The sequence below is a fragment of the Paramagnetospirillum caucaseum genome, from assembly GCF_000342045.1.
GTDB lineage: Bacteria > Pseudomonadota > Alphaproteobacteria > Rhodospirillales > Magnetospirillaceae > Phaeospirillum > Phaeospirillum caucaseum.
Genome location: NZ_AONQ01000002.1, coordinates 1 through 19,576, shown reverse-complemented (window position 1 = coordinate 19,576; position 19,576 = coordinate 1). Strand labels below are relative to the sequence as shown.

The 19,576-nt window shown below is 67.4% G+C and carries 21 protein-coding genes; 19 read left to right on the top strand and 2 right to left on the bottom strand.

Going from position 1 to position 19,576, the window contains the following annotated elements; all coding sequences use genetic code 11:
* The first annotated feature begins 35 nt into the window (after positions 1 to 35).
* Together ilvD and H261_RS00900 are read left to right on the top strand one after the other, a co-directional pair.
* Positions 36 to 1,886, top strand: a complete 1,851-nt coding sequence (gene ilvD, locus H261_RS00905; RefSeq protein WP_008613276.1) for a dihydroxy-acid dehydratase — start codon at positions 36 to 38, stop codon at positions 1,884 to 1,886.
* A 15-nt stretch (positions 1,887 to 1,901) separates the two neighbouring features.
* The gene (locus H261_RS00900; RefSeq protein WP_152426632.1) at positions 1,902 to 2,753 is read left to right on the top strand and encodes a bacteriohemerythrin; all 852 of its coding nucleotides are present in this window, start codon (positions 1,902 to 1,904) and stop codon (positions 2,751 to 2,753) included.
* 25 nt (positions 2,754 to 2,778) lie between these two features.
* Here the strand turns inward: H261_RS00900 and xth are convergent, their stop codons facing one another.
* Entirely contained in the window at positions 2,779 to 3,555 is a 777-nt protein-coding gene (gene xth / locus H261_RS00895; RefSeq protein WP_008613266.1) for an exodeoxyribonuclease III, read from the bottom strand.
* Between the two features lie 146 nt (positions 3,556 to 3,701).
* On the opposite strand from xth, the gene H261_RS23150 reads away from it, so the two are divergent.
* Both H261_RS23150 and H261_RS00885 read left to right on the top strand, forming a co-directional pair.
* Complete coding sequence (locus tag H261_RS23150) at positions 3,702 to 5,534, top strand: sensor histidine kinase (RefSeq protein WP_161624994.1); 1,833 nt, start codon at positions 3,702 to 3,704, stop codon at positions 5,532 to 5,534.
* A 73-nt stretch (positions 5,535 to 5,607) separates the two neighbouring features.
* Positions 5,608 to 6,186, top strand: a complete 579-nt coding sequence (locus H261_RS00885; RefSeq protein ID WP_008613264.1) for a hypothetical protein — start codon at positions 5,608 to 5,610, stop codon at positions 6,184 to 6,186.
* A 19-nt stretch (positions 6,187 to 6,205) separates the two neighbouring features.
* On the opposite strand, the gene erpA is transcribed toward H261_RS00885, so the two are convergent.
* Entirely contained in the window at positions 6,206 to 6,559 is a 354-nt protein-coding gene (gene erpA / locus H261_RS00880) for an iron-sulfur cluster insertion protein ErpA (RefSeq protein ID WP_008613263.1), read from the bottom strand.
* A 167-nt stretch (positions 6,560 to 6,726) separates the two neighbouring features.
* Here erpA and H261_RS00875 point away from each other — a divergent pair, with 167 nt between their 5' ends.
* The 15 genes from H261_RS00875 to H261_RS00805 form a co-directional block, all read left to right on the top strand.
* Positions 6,727 to 7,920: a deoxyguanosinetriphosphate triphosphohydrolase gene (locus H261_RS00875; protein ID WP_008613262.1), complete on the top strand. Its 1,194-nt coding sequence runs from the start codon at positions 6,727 to 6,729 to the stop codon at positions 7,918 to 7,920.
* Positions 7,921 to 7,925: 5 nt separating this feature from the next.
* Positions 7,926 to 9,656 carry an arginine--tRNA ligase gene (gene argS, locus H261_RS00870; RefSeq protein ID WP_008613261.1) on the top strand — a complete coding sequence of 577 codons (1,731 nt, stop codon included), beginning with the start codon at positions 7,926 to 7,928 and terminating at the stop codon, positions 9,654 to 9,656.
* Positions 9,657 to 9,675: 19 nt separating this feature from the next.
* Complete coding sequence (locus H261_RS00865) at positions 9,676 to 10,629, top strand: SPOR domain-containing protein (RefSeq protein ID WP_008613260.1); 954 nt, start codon at positions 9,676 to 9,678, stop codon at positions 10,627 to 10,629.
* The gene (nagZ, locus tag H261_RS00860; protein ID WP_008613259.1) at positions 10,616 to 11,647 is read left to right on the top strand and encodes a beta-N-acetylhexosaminidase; all 1,032 of its coding nucleotides are present in this window, start codon (positions 10,616 to 10,618) and stop codon (positions 11,645 to 11,647) included. Before H261_RS00865 ends, nagZ begins: the two co-directional genes overlap by 14 nt.
* On the top strand, positions 11,644 to 12,330 hold the full coding sequence (locus H261_RS00855; RefSeq protein ID WP_008613258.1) for a site-2 protease family protein: 687 nt from the start codon (positions 11,644 to 11,646) through the stop codon (positions 12,328 to 12,330). Before nagZ ends, H261_RS00855 begins: the two co-directional genes overlap by 4 nt.
* Positions 12,327 to 13,142, top strand: coding sequence for a segregation and condensation protein A (locus H261_RS00850; RefSeq protein ID WP_008613257.1), 816 nt, complete (start codon positions 12,327 to 12,329; stop codon positions 13,140 to 13,142). Before H261_RS00855 ends, H261_RS00850 begins: the two co-directional genes overlap by 4 nt.
* Positions 13,139 to 13,789 (top strand): SMC-Scp complex subunit ScpB, encoded by a 651-nt coding sequence (gene scpB / locus H261_RS00845; protein ID WP_008613256.1) that lies wholly within the window; start codon positions 13,139 to 13,141, stop codon positions 13,787 to 13,789. Before H261_RS00850 ends, scpB begins: the two co-directional genes overlap by 4 nt.
* A 6-nt stretch (positions 13,790 to 13,795) precedes the next feature.
* The gene (locus tag H261_RS00840) at positions 13,796 to 14,176 is read left to right on the top strand and encodes a YbaN family protein (protein ID WP_008613254.1); all 381 of its coding nucleotides are present in this window, start codon (positions 13,796 to 13,798) and stop codon (positions 14,174 to 14,176) included.
* Between the two features lie 92 nt (positions 14,177 to 14,268).
* On the top strand, positions 14,269 to 14,523 hold the full coding sequence (locus H261_RS00835; RefSeq protein WP_040475559.1) for a twin-arginine translocase TatA/TatE family subunit: 255 nt from the start codon (positions 14,269 to 14,271) through the stop codon (positions 14,521 to 14,523).
* Positions 14,524 to 14,543: 20 nt separating this feature from the next.
* Complete coding sequence (gene tatB / locus H261_RS00830) at positions 14,544 to 14,981, top strand: Sec-independent protein translocase protein TatB (RefSeq protein ID WP_008613250.1); 438 nt, start codon at positions 14,544 to 14,546, stop codon at positions 14,979 to 14,981.
* A 10-nt stretch (positions 14,982 to 14,991) separates the two neighbouring features.
* Entirely contained in the window at positions 14,992 to 15,810 is an 819-nt protein-coding gene (tatC, locus tag H261_RS00825) for a twin-arginine translocase subunit TatC (RefSeq protein ID WP_008613247.1), read from the top strand.
* Between the two features lie 15 nt (positions 15,811 to 15,825).
* Positions 15,826 to 17,094: a serine--tRNA ligase gene (serS, locus tag H261_RS00820; RefSeq protein ID WP_008613244.1), complete on the top strand. Its 1,269-nt coding sequence runs from the start codon at positions 15,826 to 15,828 to the stop codon at positions 17,092 to 17,094.
* 1 nt (position 17,095) lies between these two features.
* Positions 17,096 to 17,875, top strand: coding sequence for a 5'/3'-nucleotidase SurE (surE, locus tag H261_RS00815; RefSeq protein WP_008613242.1), 780 nt, complete (start codon positions 17,096 to 17,098; stop codon positions 17,873 to 17,875).
* Positions 17,875 to 18,519 carry a protein-L-isoaspartate(D-aspartate) O-methyltransferase gene (locus tag H261_RS00810; RefSeq protein WP_008613240.1) on the top strand — a complete coding sequence of 215 codons (645 nt, stop codon included), beginning with the start codon at positions 17,875 to 17,877 and terminating at the stop codon, positions 18,517 to 18,519. The genes surE and H261_RS00810 overlap by 1 nt, the downstream gene beginning before the upstream one ends.
* Positions 18,520 to 18,596: 77 nt before the next feature.
* Positions 18,597 to 19,576, top strand: a 980-nt coding sequence (locus H261_RS00805) for a M23 family metallopeptidase (RefSeq protein ID WP_008613232.1), incomplete at its 3' end; no start/stop codon positions are given.

Here is a 19,576-nt window from a genome sequence, read left to right as displayed (position 1 = left end):
CCCGGCAGCGACTCTGTAAACGAAGGTTGACAACCATGCCCGCTTATCGTTCCCGTACCTCGACCCACGGCCGCAACATGTCCGGCGCCCGCGGCCTGTGGCGCGCCACCGGCATGACCGACGCCGATTTCGGCAAGCCGATCATCGCCATCGCCAATTCCTTCACCCAGTTCGTGCCCGGCCACGTGCACCTCAAGGACCTGGGCCAGATGGTGGCGCGCGAGATCGAGAAGGCGGGCGGTGTCGCCAAGGAATTCGACACCATCGCCATCGACGACGGCATCGCCATGGGCCATGCGGGCATGCTGTACTCGCTGCCGTCGCGCGAACTGATCGCCGACAGCGTCGAGTACATGGTCAACGCCCATTGCGCCGACGCCATGGTCTGCATCTCCAATTGCGACAAGATCACCCCCGGCATGCTGATGGCGTCGCTTCGCCTCAACATCCCGACCATCTTCATCTCGGGCGGCCCCATGGAGGCCGGCAAGGTCACCTATCAGGGCGAGACCCACGCGGTGGACCTGATCGACGCCATGATCAAGGGCGCCGACCAGAACGTCTCGGACGAGGAGGCCCTGGCCTTCGAAAAGGAAAGCTGCCCGACCTGCGGCTCGTGCTCTGGCATGTTCACCGCCAATTCCATGAACTGCCTGATCGAGGCCCTGGGCCTCGGCCTGCCCGGCAACGGCACGGTGGTCGCCACCCATTCCGACCGCAAGGAGCTGTTCCTCGAGGCCGGGCGCCGCATCGTCGACCTGGCCAAGCGGGCCTATGAGGGCGACGACGCTTCGGTGCTGCCGCGCTCCATCGCCACCTTCCAGGCCTTCGAGAACGCCATGACGCTGGACATCGCCATGGGCGGCTCCACCAACACCGTGCTGCATCTGCTGGCGGCGGCGCAGGAGGCCGGTGTCGCCTTCGGCATGAATGACATCGACCGCCTGTCCCGCCGGGTGCCCTGCCTGTGCAAGGTGGCGCCCAACGTGCCCGACGTCCATATCGAGGACGTGCACCGGGCCGGCGGCATCATGGGCATTCTGGGCCAGTTGGACCGCGGCGGGCTGATCAACCGCGCGTGCGGCACCGTCCATGCCCGCACCCTGGCCGAGGCCCTGGACACCTGGGACATCTCGCGCTCCGACGATCCCAAGGTGGTGGAGTTCTACAAGGCCGCCCCCGGCGGGGTGCGCACCACCGAGGCGTTCGGACAAAGCAAGCGCTGGGCCGAGGTGGACAAGGACCGCGCCAAGGGCGTCACCCGTTCGGTTGACAACGCCTTTTCCAAGGATGGCGGCCTGGCGGTGCTGTTCGGCAACCTGGCGCTCGACGGCTGCATCGTCAAGACCGCCGGGGTGGACGACGACAATCTGGTCTTCTCGGGCCCGGCGGTGATCTGTGAAAGCCAGGACGAGGCGGTGGCCAAGATCCTGGGCGGGCAGGTCAAGGCCGGCGACGTGGTCATCGTCCGCTACGAAGGCCCGCGCGGCGGGCCGGGCATGCAGGAGATGCTCTACCCCACCAGCTACCTGAAGAGCATGGGGCTGGGCAAGGAATGCGCCCTGATCACCGACGGCCGCTTCTCGGGCGGCACCTCGGGCCTGTCCATCGGCCACGTCTCGCCCGAGGCGGCCGAGGGCGGCGCCATCGGCCTGATCCAGGCGGGCGACATCATCGACATCCATATCCCGAACCGCAGCATTGCAATCCGGGTGTCCGATGCCGAACTGGAAAAGCGGCGTCAGGCCATGCTGGCCTTGGGCGCCAAGGCGTGGAAGCCGGTGGAGCGCGACCGTCAGGTTTCGGCGGCGCTGAAGGCCTATGCCGCCATGACCACCAGCGCGGCGCGCGGCGCGGTGCGCGACGTCTCCCAGCTCGATCGCTGAGGAAAGGACCGGACGATGGGGGTGACGTGGAGCGAACGGATGAGCGTCGGCGTGCCGTTGCTCGATTCCGACCACAAGACCCTCATCGGCCTGATCAACAATCTGCATCGCTCCATCGGCGACGAGGAGGAATATTCGGCGGTCGGCAGCGTGCTGCAGGCCCTGGAGGAGTACGCCGCCCATCATTTCGCCCGCGAGGAGAAGATGATGGAGGCCTGCCGCTACCCTCTATTGACCCAGCACCACGCCACCCATGCCAGTTTCGCCGACAAGGTGACGGCGCTGAAGGCCCGCTACAACGAGGACAAGTCGGGGGTGCGGGCCAGGGAATGCCTGGCCTTCCTCAATTCCTGGCTGATCGATCACATCTGCACCACCGACATGAACTACCGCTCGTGGGTGATCGGCCATCCGGGGGCCGAGGCGGCGGCCCAGCGGGTGACCATGACCGGCGGCGGCGGGCCGAAGGCGGTTCAGGTGGACTGGGCGCGTCTCCGCGTCCTGCTGGTTGATGACAATGTCAATTTCTCCGAGATCCTGCGGACCATCCTGCTCAGCGTCGGGGTGGTGAACGTCACGGCCGTCCACGACCTGGATTCGGCCAAGGCGGTGATCGGTCACGATCCCCTGGATATCCTGCTGTCCGATTGGCACGTGGGCCAGGAAAGCGGCCTCGATCTGGTCAAGTGGCTGCGGCGCGGGCCACCCGATCAGGCGCGTCTGCCGGTGCTGATCCTCTCCGGGCACGAACGCATGGCCAACCGCGATCTGGCCTTGCTGGCCGGGGCGGACGAGTTCATGGAAAAGCCGATCTCGGCCCGCAATCTGTTGCTGGGCATGGCGCGGCTGGTAGGGAAGGCCGCATGAGCGGCCCGGCCTGTCCGCTGCCCCTTTAATCCAGTTCGATCCACACCGGCGTGTGGTCCGAGGCTTTTTCCCTGCCCCGCGGCCCCTTGTCGATGTCGCAGGAATGCAGGCGGTCGGCGGCCTGGGGCGACAGCAGGAAGTGGTCGATGCGCAGGCCCTCGTCGCGCGGCCAGGCGCCCGCCTGATAATCCCAGAAGGAATAGCGGCCCTTTTCGCCGGGATGCAGGGCGCGGAAGGCCTCCGTCAGCCCCAGGTTGACGATGGCCCGCCAGGCGGCGCGGCTGTCGGGGCGGCACAGGGCGTCTCCCCGCCAGCTGGGCGGATCATAGACGTCGTCGTCGGTGGGGCAGATGTTGAAATCGCCGCCCAGGACGAACGGCACGCCGCCGGCCAGCAGGGTCCGGGCATGGCGCTCGAGGCGCGCCATCCACGCCAGCTTGTAGTCGAACTTGTCGCCGGGGGCCGGATTGCCGTTGGGCAGGTAAAGGGAGGCGAGGCGCCAACCGGCGATGGTGGCCTCCATATAGCGGGCCTGCTCGTCGGCGGCGTCGCCGGGCAGGCCGAGGCTGATGTCGCTCATGGGGTGGCGCGACAGGATGGCGACGCCGTTATAGCTCTTCTGGCCGTGCACGGCGGCGTGATAGCCGGCGGCCTCGATCTCCAGGCGCGGGAAGTCGTGGTCCTGGCACTTGATCTCCTGCAGCAGCACCACGTCGGGGGCGAAGCCGCCCAGCCAGTCGAGAACGTTGCCCAGGCGGGCCCGCACCGAATTGACGTTCCAGGTGGCGATGCGCAGGCCCATGGTTTCATCCGTTCCGGCTGGGTTGTGACGGCGCCCGAGGATACAGGACCCGGCGGTTTCCACAAGGCAGCCCGGCATGAATCGGGCTATAAGGATAAATGCGGAACATGCATACTAAATCCAGGTGGTGCGGGGTGGGGGATCTGGTGGCAGGCGAAAACGGAATCAACCCCAGGTTCAGGCTGCTGCGCTATTACTCCATTGCCAGCGCGGTGGCGCTGATCATCACCACATCGGTCCTGGCGGCCCTTTACCGCCACGACCAGATGGAGGAATTCCTGCAATCGGCCGAGGAGGAGAACACCCGGCTCGCCACCAGCTTCAGCAACACCTTCTGGCGCCAGTTCCAGCCGTTCTTCCTTTCGACGTCGGCGGTTCCGGCCGAGGTGCTGCGCCGCCGCGGCGAACTGCGCGCCCTGGACATCGCCTTCGACAGCCTGTCGGCCGGGCTGCCCATCCTGAAGATCCGCGTCTACGACGGCCAAGGCCGCGCGGTCTATTCCTCCGTCCGCGGCGAGGTGGGGGAAAGCTTCGCGGGCAATCCCGGGGCGATGGCGGCCATGGGGACGGGGCGGGCCTGGACCAGGATGACCTTCCAGCCGGGCATGCCGGCCCTGGACGGCTCGGTGGCCGACCGCTGGGTGGTGCAGACCATCATGCCGGTGGCCGGCGAGTCGGGCCGGGTGATCGGCGGGCTGGAGCTCTATTCCGACACCAGCCCGTCCATGGAGCGCCTGCGGGCCAATGTGTGGCGGCTGGGCGGGCTGGTGGCGGCCATCCTGGCCGGCCTCTATCTGGTTCTGTTCCTGATCGTGCGCCGCGCCGACAGGATCATCCATCTCCAGCATGAACAGGTGGAGCGGGCCCGCGAGACGTTGCAGGCCAAGGAGGAACGCTTCCGCGCCATCGCCGACTACACCTTCGACTGGGAATCCTGGCTGGACCAGGACGGAAGGCTGCAATGGGTCAATCCGGCGGTGGAGCGTCTGGCCGGCTATTCCATCGACCAGTGCCTGGCCATGGAGGATTATCCGCTGCCCATGGTCCACCAGGACGACCGCGAGACCATCCGCCGGCTGCGCGAGGCGGCGCTGGCCGGCACGTTCGAGAGCGGCATCGAGTTCCGCCTGATCTGCCGCAACGGTCTGGTCAAATGGGTGACGGCCAGCTTCCAGCCCATCTTCGCCGACAGCGGGGCGATCATCGGCACCCGCTGGAGCATCCACGACATCACCGACCGCAAGAAGGCCGAGCGGGAACTGGCCGAGCGCAGCGCCGAACTGGAGCGCTCCAACACCGAACTGCAGCAATTCGCCTATGCGGCCTCCCACGACCTGCAGGAACCGCTGCGCACGGTGACCAGTTTCCTGCAACTGCTCCAGCGCCGCTACGACGCGACGCTGGACGACGCCGCCCGGGAATACATCCGCTTCGCCACCGACGGCGCGGTGCGTATGCACCGTTTGATCACCGACCTACTGGTGTTCTCGCGGGTCACCACCCACGGCGGCACCTTCCAGCCGGTGCGCATGGAGGCGGTGCTGGACACGGTTCTGACCAATCTGGGCGCCGCCATCCAGGAGGCCGGGGCCGAACTGACCCGCGACCCGCTGCCCGAACTGGACTGCGACGAGGTCCAGATGGTCAGCCTGTTGCAGAACCTGGTGGGGAACGCCATAAAATACAGGGCGCCCGGGACGGTTCCGCGCGTGCATGTCGGGGCTGTGCGTGATGGCGACTTCTGGCGGTTTTCGGTCAGCGACAACGGAATCGGTATCGATCCCAAGTATTTCGAGCGGGTGTTCGTCATCTTCCAGCGCCTGCACACCCGGACCGAGTATGACGGCACCGGCATCGGCCTGGCGGTGGCCAAGAAGATCGTCGAGCGCCACGGCGGCCACATCTGGGTGGAGTCCGTGCCGGGGCAGGGGAGCACGTTCCACTTCACCCTGCCGGCCAAACCGGGGGGGAAGGGTTAGTCTGCTCGCCGCCCTGCTGACCCTGCTTGCCTCCGCCGCCTTCGCCCAGGCCTGCCCGCCGGGTGGGGCCTATGTGCCGGCCCGCACGGTGACCTTTTCCACCTGGATGGCCGAACCCACCTACAGCAGCGCTGAAAGCCGGGCGCGCATCACCGCCCTGTCGGGCCTGAGCCGTGCCGATTCCAAGGACTTCACCACCGGCCTGACCCGCACCACCACCAATCTGGAGCTTCGGGTCCAGGGCTGGCAGATCGATCTGGGGCAGGGCCGGCGCTGCATGGGGCTGGCCCGCGTCGAGGGGGTGTGGAAGATCACCGAGATCAAGGTGGACATCGCGCGGGAATACCCGCCGGGCGGCTGCCAGTACCGGGTGATCCGCACCCACGAGGACGAGCACGTGGCCATCAGCCGCGACGCCTTCCGCCACTGGACGCCCCAGGCGGAGACGGTGCTGCATCGGGTGGCGGCGCGGATTCTGCCGCGCATCACCACGGCCAGTCCCGATGCGGTCACCGCCGAGTTCAAGGATCAGCTGACGGCGGCCATGAAGCCGACCTTCGAGGCCTTCGCCGCCGAGCTGAAGACCCGCAACGCCGCCATCGACACGCCGGGCAATTACCGCCGGGTCAACGGGCAGTGTCCGAGCTGGTAGCGCCGGACAGCGACGAGCGTCAGACCGAGAACGAACTGCCGCAGCCGCAGGTGGAGGTGGCGTTGGGATTCTTGATCTGGAAGGACGAACCGGCCAGATCCTCGACGTAATCCACCACCGAGCCGTCCAGCATGTCCAGCGAGGTCTGGTCGATCACCAACGTGACGCCGAATTCGCTGAACATCCGGTCGTCGTCGCCGACCTTGTCGTCGAGGGAGATGCCGTAGGAGAAGCCCGAGCAGCCGCCGCCCGACACACCCAGGCGCAGCATCATGTTGGGCTTGCCCTCCATCTTGATCAGGGTATGGACGCGCTCGGCGGCGCTTTCGGTGACGCTGACGCGGGCGGCGTAATTGTGTTCGACCTCGGCCATCTTGTCCTCTGCGGCAAGGATTGGAATTGTTCGAAGGGTAGCACTCTCCCCACCCCGGGGGAAGCATCGTTACCGCAATTTAGGTATTCCGATACCGAATTCAAGCCTCGACGCTTCCATCCGCCCGGCAGTTGCGTTCCCCCGGCTTGGGCGGTAGTGTCCCGGACATGACCGAGTCCCGCTTTCATACCCTGGCGCCCTATGCCTGCCGGCCCGAGGAATCGCGTGGCCGCCTGCATGAGGAGGCGGACAGCCCGACCCGCTCGCCGTTCCAGCGCGACCGCGACCGCATCATCCATTCCGCCGCCTTCCGCCGCCTGCAATACAAGACCCAGGTGTTCGTCTATCACGAGGGCGACAATTTCCGCACGCGGCTGACCCATTCCCTGGAGGTGTCGCAGATCGCGCGCTCCATCGCCCGGGTGCTGGGCCTGGACGAGGATCTGGCCGAGGCCCTGGCCCTGGCCCACGATCTGGGCCATACGCCTTTCGGCCATGCGGGCGAGGACGCGTTGCAGGAGGTGTTGGCCGAGTACGGCGGCTTCGACCACAATGCCCAGTCCTTGCGCATCGTCACCAAGCTGGAACGCCGCTATGTGGAGTTCGAGGGCCTCAATCTCACCTGGGAGACCCTGGAAGGCCTGGTCAAGCACAACGGCCCGCTGACCGGCCCCCTGGCGGTCAAGCCCGGCCGGGTGCTGCCCGGGGCCATCGCCGAATACGCCCAGTTGCACGACCTGCGCCTGGACAGCTTTGCCGGCATGGAGGCCCAGGTGGCGGCCCTGTCCGACGATATCGCCTACAACAACCACGACATCGACGACGGGTTGCGGGCCGGGCTGTTCACCATCGCCGACCTCCGGGACGTGCCCCTGGTCGGGCCGCTGTTCCATCAGGTGGCCAGGGAATATCCCGACGCCGACCCCTCGCTTCACATCCACGAGGTGGTGCGGCGGATGATCGGCATCATGATCTTCGACCTCATCGAGGAAACGAAACGCCGCATCGAGGAACTGAAGCCCCAGAGCGCCGACGAGGTGCGCGGCCTCGGCCGGCCGCTGGCGTCGTTTTCCGCCGAGATGCGCGCCAACGACGCGGCGCTGCGCCAGTTCCTGTTCACCAACATGTACCGCCACTTCAGCGTCAACCGCATGACCAGCAAGGGACGCCGCGTGGTGAAGGACCTGTTCCGCCTGCTGTTCGCCGAGCCCGAATGTCTGCCCCCCGAATGGCGGCGGCTGGCCGACGGCAAGGGCACCGCCAAGACCGCCCGCGTGGTGGCCGATTACATCGCCGGCATGACCGACCGCTTTGCGCTCGACGAACATCGCCGGCTGTTCGACCTGCAAGAGAAGCCTTGAGAAAAATGAACCTGTTCAAATACTTCCGCGAAGAAATCATCAAATCTGTTGAAGCCATCGCTCCCGGCCTCGACACCTCCAAGGTCACCGCCGAGCCGCCGCGCGAGACCAGCCACGGCGACGTGGCCACCAATGCCGCCATGGTGCTGACCAAGGCGGCGGGCATCAAGCCCCGCGACCTGGCCGAGAAGATCGCCGTCGCCTTGCGCGCCCATCCGGCGGTATCCGAGGTGGAGGTGGCCGGTCCCGGCTTCATCAACCTGCGCCTGTCGGATGCCTTCTGGTTCGACCGTCTGGCCGAGGTACTGGACGCCGGGGTTTCCTATGGCCAGTCGGACATGGGCAAGGGGGCCAAGGTCAACGTGGAATACGTCTCGGCCAATCCCACCGGCCCCATGCATATCGGCCACGCCCGCGGCGCGGTGTTCGGCGACGCCCTGGCCTCGCTGCTGGTCAAGGCCGGCTACGACGTGACCCGCGAGTACTACGTCAACGATGCCGGTTCCCAGGTGGACGTGCTGGCCCGCTCGGCCTTCCTGCGCTACCGCGAAGCCCTAGGCGAGGCGATCGGTGAGATCCCCGAGGGCCTCTATCCCGGCGAATACCTCAAGCCGGCTGGCGAGGCCCTGGCGAAGAAGTACGGCCCGGCGCTCAAGGACAAGCCCGAAGACGAGTGGCTGCCCGAGCTGCGCGGCTTCGCCGTCGACGCCATGCTGGAGATGATCAAGGACGATCTGGCCGGACTGGGGGTCAAGCACGACGTGTTCGTCTCCGAGCGTGGGCTGGTCGAGGCCGGCAAGGTCCAGGATTCGCTGGATTACCTGTCGGCCAAGGGGCTGATCTACGAAGGCGTGCTGGAGCCCCCCAAGGGCAAGCTGCCCGACGATTGGGAGGCGCGGCCGCAGACCCTGTTCAAGGCCACCCAATTCGGCGACGACGTGGACCGTCCGTTGCGCAAGTCGGATGGGTCGTGGACCTATTTCGCTTCGGACATCGCCTACCACCTGGACAAGTACCGGCGCGGTTTCGGCTCGATGATCGACGTGTGGGGCGCCGACCATGGCGGCTATGTCAAGCGCATGCAGGCGGCAGTCAAGGCGGTGAGCGAGGGCGGCGGCGATCTCGACGTCAAGCTGTGCCAGATGGTCAACCTCTTGAAGGGCGGCCAGCCCTACAAGATGAGCAAGCGGGCCGGCACCTTCGTCACGCTCCGCGATCTGGTCGAGGCGGTGGGCAAGGATGTGGTCCGCTTCATCATGCTGACCCGCAAGAACGACGCCCATCTGGACTTCGACCTGGACAAGGTGCTGGAGCAGAGCCGGGACAATCCGGTGTTCTACGTCCAGTACGCCCATGCCCGTTGCCACTCGGTGATGCGCCACGCCGCCGGCATGTGGCCCGAGGCGGTGGGGCCGGTTCCCGGCGTGCAGGTGCTGGCCCGCTTGACCGACCCGGCCGAGCTTGGTTTGATCAGGCTGCTGGCCGGCTGGCCGCGCTTGGTGGAAAGCGCCGCCGAGGCCCACGAGCCGCACCGCGTCGCGTTCTACCTCTACGATCTGGCCGCCGCCTTCCACGGGCTGTGGAACAAGGGCAAGGACGAGACGAGGCTGCGCTTCCTGATCGAGGACGACCGCGAACTGTCGCTGGCCCGCCTGGGCCTGCTGCGCGCGGTGGTGGGGGTGATCGCCTCGGGTCTTGGCATCTTCGGTGTCACGCCCGTGGAAGAGATGCGCTGAACAGGGGAGATGCGCTGACATGGCCAAACGTCCCGGCGACGATTACGAACGCGACCTGCTGGACATTATCCCTGAGCGTTACGACGCCGACGCCGATTCCCATCAGGCCCGGGCCGGCCATCGCCTGCGCAGCTGGGTGCTGATCGGCGGCGCGGTGATCGCGGTAGGCGCCATCGTCGCCGCCGGCCTGCATTTCGTCGGCGGCCGCAAGGGCGGCGGGCTGGGCGTGCCGGTGATCAAGGCCGACGACCGCCCCATCAAGACCCGCCCCGACGACCGGGGCGGCATGCAGGTGCCCAACCAGGACAAGCTGGTCTACGAGCGCATGGATTCGGCCGGGGAGGGCGAGCCCAAGGTGGAGCGCCTGATGCCCCAGCCCGAATCCGCCAAGGCGCCGCCCAAGACCATTTCCGTGCCGCCGCTGTCGGCCGAGCCGCCGCCGCCCGCTCCCGTGGCCCAGCGCCCGGCCCCCATTCCGGCCAAGCCCGGCGAGCCGCCGGCCCCCAAGACCGCGCCCCAGGCCAAGGTGGCGGCCCAGCCCATGGAGGCCTCGCCCATCCCGCCGGCCCATGCGCCCATTCCCCCGGCCTACCAGCCGGTGCAGGAGCGGGCCGCCGCCGCGCCCGCCCAGCCTGAGCACATGGCCCCCGCCGTGGTGGCCCAGGCGCCGCGCACGACTCCGCCGCCCGCTCCGGCCCCGGTCGCCGCGGCCAAGGCCCCGGCTTCCGGCGAGTTCGTGGTGCAACTGGGGGCGGTGCGCGCCGCCGATCAGGCCGACAAGGAATGGACCCGCATCCAGAAGGCCAATGCCGACCTGCTGGGGGCGCTGAAGCCCGATATCGTCCGCGTCGAACTGGAAGGCAAGGGCACCTTCTGGCGGGTGCGCGCCGCGCCCCTGTCGGAACAGGCCGCCCGCCAGCTCTGCGCCGAACTTACCGCCCGGTCCCAGGGGTGCATCGTTGCCCGCCGCTAAGACTCCCCCCGCCGCCGCCATTTTCGGCTGTTCCGGCCTGGTCCTGACCGGGGCGGAACGCGACTTCTTCCGGCGGACCGATCCGCTGGGCTTCATCCTGTTCGCCCGCAATGTCGCCGACCCGGCCCAGGTCAGGGCGCTGGTCCAATCCTTGCGCGAGACGGTGGGCCGCCCCGACGCGCCGGTGCTGATCGACCAGGAGGGGGGCAGGGTGCAGCGCCTGAAGCCGCCCCACTGGCGAAGCGCGCCGCCGGGCGAGCCCTTCGCCGCCCTGGCCGCCCGCGACCCCGACGCCGCCCGCCAAGCTCTGCGCCTCAATTTCCGCCTGATCGGCGCCGAACTGGCCGATCTGGGCATCGACGTGGATTGCGCCCCGGTGCTGGACGTGCCCATTCCCGGCGCCCATGACGTCATCGGCGACCGCGCCTATGGCCGTACCGCCGAATCGGTGATCTCCCTGGCCGGCGCGGTGATCGACGGCCTGCTGGACGAGGGCGTGCTGCCGGTGATCAAGCACATTCCCGGCCACGGCCGCGCCATGGTGGACAGCCATCTCGACCTGCCGGTGGTGGAGACGCCGCTGGCCGAACTGGAGATGCAGGACTTCCCGCCCTTCCACGCCTATCGCCACGCCCCCTGGGCCATGACCGCCCATGTGGTCTATGCCGCCCTTGACGCGGCCCATCCCGCCACCACCTCCAGGGTGGTGATCGACAAGGTGATTCGCGGCGCCATCGGTTTCGACGGCCTGCTCATTTCCGACGATCTGTCCATGAAGGCGTTGGGCGGCAGTTTCGAGGACCGCACCCGCGCCAGTCTGGAGGCGGGTTGCGACGTGGTGCTTCACTGTAACGGCGACATGGCGGAGATGACGGCCATCGCTTCCGAACTGCGCGCCTTGAGCGCGGCGGCCGAGGTGCGGGTAGCCCATGGTCTGGCGCAGAAACGCCAGCGGACGCCCTTTGACCGCAAGGCGGCCGAGGAACGGGTCAAAAGTCTCCTCGGCTGGTCCCCATGATGGGCGATCTGGGTGGGCTGCTGTTCGGCATCACCATCTGGGCGATCCCGCTGATCTTCGCCGTCACCCTGCACGAGGCGGCCCACGGCTATGCCGCCCTGGCCTGCGGCGACGACACCGCCCAGCGCCAGGGCCGCATCTCGCTCAATCCGCTGCGCCACATCGACCCGTTCGGCACCATCATCCTGCCCGGCCTGCTGCTGGCCATCGGCGGCGTGATGTTCGGCTGGGCCAAGCCGGTACCGGTCAATTTCAACCGCCTGCGCCATCCCCGCCGCGATATGGTGATCGTCGCCGCCGCCGGTCCGGCCATGAACCTCGGTCTCGCCGTCCTGGCGGTGCTGGCGGTGCGTCTGGTCCCCGTCATACCCGAGGCGGTGCGCGGCTGGTACTTCCTCAACCTGGACAACGCCATCTATTTCAACCTGTTGCTGGCGGTGTTCAACATGATCCCTATTCCGCCCCTGGACGGCGGCCGGGTGGCGGTGGGCATTCTGCCGCGCTTTCTGGCCTGGCATCTGGCACGTCTGGAAAAGGCCGGGATGCTGATCCTCATCGCCGCCTTGTTCCTGTTTCCCCTGTTGGGCCGCCAGATCGGCATGGATCTCGATGTCTTCCGCTGGTTGGTCCAGGGTCCGGTGGATACCATCGGCCGCTTCCTGGTCGAGGTCCTGGGGCCGTGAGTGGCGGGCTGCCCTTTACCTTTGAAGATGACGACCGTCCCGGCCGCGCCCCGGCCGAACGGCTGCTGCTCGACCTCGACGGCTGGGAAGGCCCGCTGGACGTCCTGCTGCAGCTGGCGCGGGACCAGAAGGTCGATCTGGCCAAGATCTCGATTCTGAAGCTCGCCGACCAATACCTTTATTTCGTTCAGAAGGTCGGGCGCGAGCAGATCGATCTCGCCGCCGAATATCTGGTGATGGCGGCGTGGCTGGCCTATCTCAAGAGCCGCCTGCTGCTGCCCGAGCCGGAGCCCGATCCCGGCGAGGAATTGTCGCCGGCCGAGATGGCCGCCGCCCTGGCCTTCCGTCTCCAGCGGCTGGAGGCCATGCAGAAGGCCGGGGCGCATCTGTTTACCCGTCGCCTGCTGAACCGCGATGTCTTCGCCCGGGGCGCGCCCGAGGATATCGAGGTGATCAGCCGCTCCATCTTCGATCTCGATCTCTACGACCTGCTCAAGGCCTATGCCGACCACGTGGTGCGCAATTCGGTGCGGACGCTCACCGTCGAGGCCCCCGATCTGTGGTCGGTGGAGCATGCCCTGGCCCGGCTGGAGGCCATGCTGGGCATCGGCAGCCTGCCCGACTGGTCGGTGCTGATGGCCTATCTTCCGGCCATCGAGGGCGACGAATTGAAGATGAAATCGGCGGTGGCCTCCACCTTCGTCGCCGCCCTGGAACTGGCCAAGCAGGGCAAGCTGGTGCTGCGCCAGGACGGTGCCGCCTATTCGCCCATCTACATCCGGGCCGGCCAGGGCGAGGGGAGGGAGGAATGACCATCGACCCGCAAAGCTTACGCATCGTCGAGGCGCTGATCTTCGCCTCCGCCGAGCCGGTTTCGGAGCGGGCCATCGCCGAGCGCCTGCCCGAGGGCGCCGATATCCCTCAACTGCTGGCGGAACTGGAGACCCATTACGCGGCGCGCGGCTTCACTCTGGTGCGGCGCGGCGATGGCTGGGCCTTCCGCACCGCCGCCGATCTGGCCGAATCCCTGAAGGTGGAGCGCACCCAGGAACGCCGGCTGTCGCGCGCCGCCATCGAGACCCTGGCGATCATCGCCTACCACCAGCCGGTGACGCGGGCCGAGATCGAGGAAATCCGCGGCGTCGCCCTGTCCAAGGGCACCATCGACATCCTGTTCGCCGCCGGCTGGATCAGGCCCAAGGGCCGCCGGCGCACGCCGGGCCGGCCGCTGACCTGGGCGACCTCCGACGGCTTCCTCGATCATTTCGGCCTGGAATCCTTAAGCGACCTGCCCGGCGTCAAGGAACTGGAGGCCGCCGGCCTGCTGGATGCCAGGGCCGCCGCCGGCGCCTACGGCAACCGCGCCGCCGAGGATACGCGGCTGGTGGACACCGCCGAGGAGGACGAGCCCCAGTTGGATCTGCTCGACGACGAGAGCTTGCTGGGCATCGGGGAGTAGGGGAGCTTGGACAAGGGCCGCAAGATCGCGCTGATCATCTTCGGCTGGGCCTTCGTCGGCCTGGGCGTGGTCGGCGCCGTGCTGCCGGTGATGCCGACCACCCCGTTCATGCTGGTGGCGCTGTGGTGTTTCGCCAAGTCTTCCGACCGTTTCCACGCCTGGCTGTTCCACCATCCGGTGTTCGGGCCGCCCTTGCGCGACTGGGAGATCAACCGGGTGATTCCCCTCTACGCCAAGGTCTTCGCCCTGGGCAGCATGGTGGTCAGCATCGTCTACGTGACGGGCTTCACCGAGGCCCCCTGGTGGGCCATGGTCACCATGGGCGCCACCTGCACGGCGGGGGCGGTGTTCATCCTCTCGAAACCCAGCCGCAAGCCGGGTTCCTAGGCAATCCCGCCATTGCGGTGTTCCTATTCTTTTGCGATGATCCGCCGCCGGCCGGATTCGGCGGCAATGTGACGTACGAGGAGTGTTGTGGCATGGGTAGCATGAGTATCGGTCATTGGCTCATCGTTCTGGTCATCGTGCTGCTGCTGTTCGGCGCCAACAAGATTCCGAAGCTGATGGGCGACATGGCCAAGGGCGTGAAGGCCTTCAAGCACGGCTTGAAGGACGAGGACGAGCAGCAGGCCCAGGCCGCCGCCGCTCCCCAGCCCCAGGTGCCCCCGTCCCAGGTTACGGAAGCCCAGGCCGCCAAGCCGGCCGCCGCCCCCGATTCCGCTCCCAAGCCTTAAGCCAAGGGGCGGAACGCCGCATGTTCGACATCGGCTGGGACGAGATGGCGCTGATCGCGGTGATCAGCCTGATCGTCATCGGACCAAAGGATCTGCCGGTGGTTCTGCGCCAGATGGGGCGTTGGACCCGCAAGGCGCGGGAAATGGCCTCGGAGTTTCATCGCGGTATCGACGACATGGTACGCGAATCCGAACTGGACGAGTTGAAGAAGCAGGTGTCCAAGGTTTCCGACGTCAACCTGCTGCGCCAGGAAGTTGACAAGGCCATCGACCCCACCGGCGAGATGGCCAAGGCCATGGAGCTTCCCGTCCTCGACCTGAAGGGTGGAGAGGACGTGGCGCCGCCGGTGCTTGCCTCGGTTTCCGAACCGGCTCCGCCGGCTTTGGCCCCGGTCAGCGACCCGGTCCCCGAAGAGATCAAGCCCGCCGAGGCCCCGAGCCGTCCGCCGGAACCCTAGAGGAAGCATCTTGAGCGAGTCCCACGACGACAAGACCATGCCGCTGCTCGAGCATCTGATCGAGCTGCGCCGGCGGCTGATCTGGTCGGCCGTCTCGTTCATCGTGGCGTTCGGGGTTTGCTACTACTTCTCCAACGAGATCTACGAATTCCTGCTGGAGCCCTATTCCAAGGCGGCCCTGGCCAAGGGCGGCAACCGCCGGCTGATCTACACCGCGCCGACCGAGGCGTTCTTCACCTTCATGAAGGTGTCGGCCTTCGCCGGCGCCGCGCTGTGCTTTCCCATCTGGGCGGGGCAATTGTGGGCCTTCGTGGCGCCCGGCCTCTACAAGCACGAGAAGCAGGCCTTCCTGCCCTTTCTGGCGGCGACGCCCATCCTGTTCGCCCTGGGCGCCGCCATGGTCTATTATCTGGTGCTGCCCAATCTCTATACCTACCTGCTGGGTTTCGAGAACCTGATCGGCGGTCCCAGCACCCTGCCCATCCAGATGGAGGCCAAGGTCAACGAATCGCTGTCGCTGATCATGACCCTGATCTTCGCCTTCGGGCTGGCCTTCCAGATGCCGGTGCTGCTGACCCTGCTGGCCCGGGTCGGGCTGGTCACCGCCCAAGGATTGGCCGAGAAGCGCCGCTTCGCCATCGTCGGCAATTTCGTCTTCGCCGCCATCGTCACCCCGCCCGACGTGGTCAGCCAGCTCTCCCTGGCCATCCCCATGGTCGGGCTCTACGAGATTTCCATCTTCTCCGCCCGCTGGGCCGAGAAGAAGCGGGACGAGGGCCAGGATGACGACGGCGATGACACCCCCGACGAGACCGATTTCAACGCGTAACCGGAAGTTTTCCCCATGCATGACCTGAAGTCCATTCGCGACAATCCGGACGGATTCGATGCAGGCCTCGCCCGCCGGGGCCTGGAGCCCAGGGCCGCCGCCATCCTGGAGCTGGACACGCGCCGCCGCGCGGCGCAAACCGCCTTCCAGGAGATGCAGGCGCGGCGCAACGACGCCTCCAAGCAGATCGGTGCCCTCAAGAAGCAGGGCGGCGACGCGCAAGGGTTGATGGACGAGGTGGCGGCGCTGAAGGAGCGCATGCCGGCGGCCGAGGAAGAGGACAAGGCGCTGGGCGCCGAGATCGAGGCCATCCTGGCCTCCATCCCCAATCTGCCCGCATCGGACGTGCCGGACGGCCCCGACGAGGAGCATAATGTCGAACTGCGCAAGTGGGGCACGCCCAAGGAATTCGCCTTCCCCCCGCTGGACCACGATTCCATCGGCGCCAGACTGGGACTGATGGATTTCGACGGCGCCGCCAAGCTGTCGGGTGCCCGTTTCGTGGTGCTGAAAGGCCCGCTGGCCCGGCTGCAGCGCGCCATCGGCCAGTTCATGCTCGACCTGCAGACCGGCGAGCACGGCTATACCGAGATGGACCCGCCGCTGATGGTCAAGGACGGCGCTGCCTTCGGCACCGGCCAGCTGCCCAAGTTCGGCGAGGACCTGTTCAAGACCAATACCGGCCATTGGCTGATCCCCACCGCCGAGGTGCCGCTGACCAATCTGGTCGGCGACGAAATTCTCGACGACAAGGCGCTTCCCATCCGCATGACGGCGCTGACTCCCTGTTTCCGCTCGGAAGCCGGGGCGGCGGGCAAGGATACCCGCGGCATGATCCGCCAGCACCAGTTCCACAAGGTGGAAATGGTCTCCATCGCCCATCCGGACAGCTCGGACGAGGAGCACGAGCGCATGACCAAATGCGCCGAGACGGTGCTGCAGCGTCTGGGGCTGGCCTATCGCACCATCGTGCTGTGCACCGGCGACATGGGCTTTTCCGCCCAGAAGACCTACGACATCGAGGTCTGGCTGCCGGGCCAGCAGCGCTACCGCGAGATTTCGTCGTGCTCGAACTGCGGCGACTTCCAGGCGCGGCGCATGAAGGCCCGCTTCCGCCCCGAGAGCGAGAAGGGCACCCGCTTCGTCCACACCCTGAACGGCTCGGGCCTCGCCGTGGGCCGCACCCTGATCGCCGTGATGGAGAACTACCAGTTGGAAGACGGCACCATCCAGGTGCCCGAGGCCCTGCGCCCCTATATGGGTGGGCTGGAGGTCATTTCTTAAGATGTTCGAACCGGTTTCCGACCCCTCGGGCTTGCGCATCCTGATCTCCAACGACGACGGCATCCTTGCCCCGGGCATCAAGGTGCTGGAACGCATCGCCCGGACGCTGTCCAGGGACGTCTGGGTGGTGGCGCCGGAAACCGAGCAGAGCGCGGCCGGCCATTCGCTGACCATCCGCCGCCCCCTGCGGGTGAGGAAGGTGTCAAGCCGCCGCTACGCCGTGGACGGCACTCCCACGGATGCGGTGCTGCTGGGCGTCAACCATGTGATGAACGGCCGAAAGCCCGATCTGGTGCTGTCGGGCATCAACCGGGGCGCCAATCTGGGCGAGGACGTCACCTATTCCGGCACGGTGGCGGCGGCCATGGAGGGCACCATCCTGGGGATTCCCGCCATCGCGCTCTCCCAATACGTCTCCCATCCCCATCCGGTGAAGTGGGGGACCGCCGAGCATTGGGCACCCGGCATCATCCGCCGCCTGCTGGCCAAGGGCTGGAGCCGCAACGTGCTGATCAACATCAACTTCCCCGACGTGATCGCCGCGTCGGTGAGCGGCGTGGAGATCACCCGCCAGGGCAAGCGCAAGATCGGCGACGACATCATGGAGCGCCAGGACCCGCGCGGTGAACCCTATGTGTGGATCGGCGCCCAGCGGGCCGAGGAACGCTCGACCCCCGGCACCGATATCGAGGCCGTCTGCCGTGGCGCCATTTCGGTGACGCCGCTGTGTTTCGACCTCACCCACCGGGGCGACATGGCGGCGCTGGAGTCCGCCTTCTGATGAAGAAGGCCGAACCCCGCGTCATCCGGCTGCTGATGGAGTTGCGGCGGATGGGGGTTGCCGATACCCGCGTGCTGTCGGCCATCGAGCGCATCCCCCGCGCCCTGTTCGTCGCCGAGCCCTTCCTCGACCAGGCCTACGAGAACACCGCCCTGCCCATCGCCTGCGCCCAGACCATCAGCCAGCCCCTGGTGGTCGGCCTGATGAGCCAGGCGCTCGAGGTGGGCGAGCGCATGAAGGTGCTGGAAGTGGGGACGGGGTCCGGCTATCAGGCGGCCATCCTGGCCAAGCTGTGCCGCCGCCTCTATTCCGTCGAGCGTCACAAGCCGCTGCTGGCCGAGGCCGAGGCCCGCTTCAGGCACCTGCGCCTGCACAACATCACCTGCCGGGCCGGCGATGGTTCGCGCGGCTGGCCCGAACAGGCGCCCTTCGACCGCATCATGGTCACCGCCGCCGCCCCCGACATCCCCCCCGCTTTGGTGGAGCAGTTGAAGCCCGACGGCATCATGGTGCTGCCGCTCGGCGACGTGGGCGGCATCGACCAGGAACTGGTGCGGATCACCAGGACCGACCGCGGCATCGACATCCAGCCCTTCCTGCCGGTGCGCTTCGTGCCGCTGGTCGAGGGAATGCCGGAAGAATAAATGGCTTGTGAATGATTGCCGAGCCTGTCTCCCGCGCTTATAGTGCGGGTATGAGGCATGCGCCACATCATCTGGTTATGGTTCTCGGCCTTGCCGCTTTGCTGGCGGCATGCTCGCCCGGCTACGACTCGCGGGTGCCGGTGTCGCGCGGCGGCGACGGCCCGCTGCAGGTACAGCGGCCGGCCACGGTGACCGTCTATGCCGGCGATACCGTCTACGGCATCGCCCGGCGTTATTCCCTGGCGGTCCGCGACCTGATCGAGGCCAACAGCCTGCAGCCGCCCTACCAGTTGCAGCCCGGCACGGTGCTGCGCCTGCCGGGCGTCGGTTCGAGCCATGTGGTGCAGAAAGGTGATACCCTGTCGGTGCTGGCGCGTCGCTTCAAGGTGGACTTCAACACCCTGGCCGCCACCAACGGCAAGCGGGCGCCCTATGTGCTGCATGTGGGCGAGCGTCTGACCATTCCCGGCGCCAAGGGCATTGACGCTCCCGCCGGGCGGGTGGCCGTGAACCCGGCGGCGCCGGGCAATACCGGCTCCATCGTGGTGGCCTCGCCCAATGCGCCGGCAGGCGAGGGCCGGGCCGCCCCGGCCTCCCGGTCCGACCCGCCGCCCGCCTATGTCCAGGCGCCGTCCCCGGTGCCGCCGCCGCCCCCGGCGATGGCGGTACCCGCCGCGCCGCCGGCCCGGGCCGGGTCCAGCTTCCTGTGGCCGGTCAAGGGCGAGGTGGTGGCCGAGTTCGGCCCGCTGCCCGGCAAGGGCCAGCACAACGACGGCATCAACATCGTGGCCGCCAAGGGAACGGCGGTGCGCGCCGCCGAGAACGGCGTGGTGGCCTATGTGGGCAACGAGTTGAAGGGATTCGGCAACCTGCTGCTGGTCAAGCATGCCGACAACTGGATGACCGCCTATGCCCATAACGAGAAGCTGATGGTCAAGCGCGGCGATCAGGTCAGACGCGGCCAGGCCATCGCCACCGTGGGCGCCAGCGGTTCGGTCACCTCGCCGCAATTGCATTTCGAGATCCGCCGTGGAACCGAGGCGGTCAATCCCGTCGA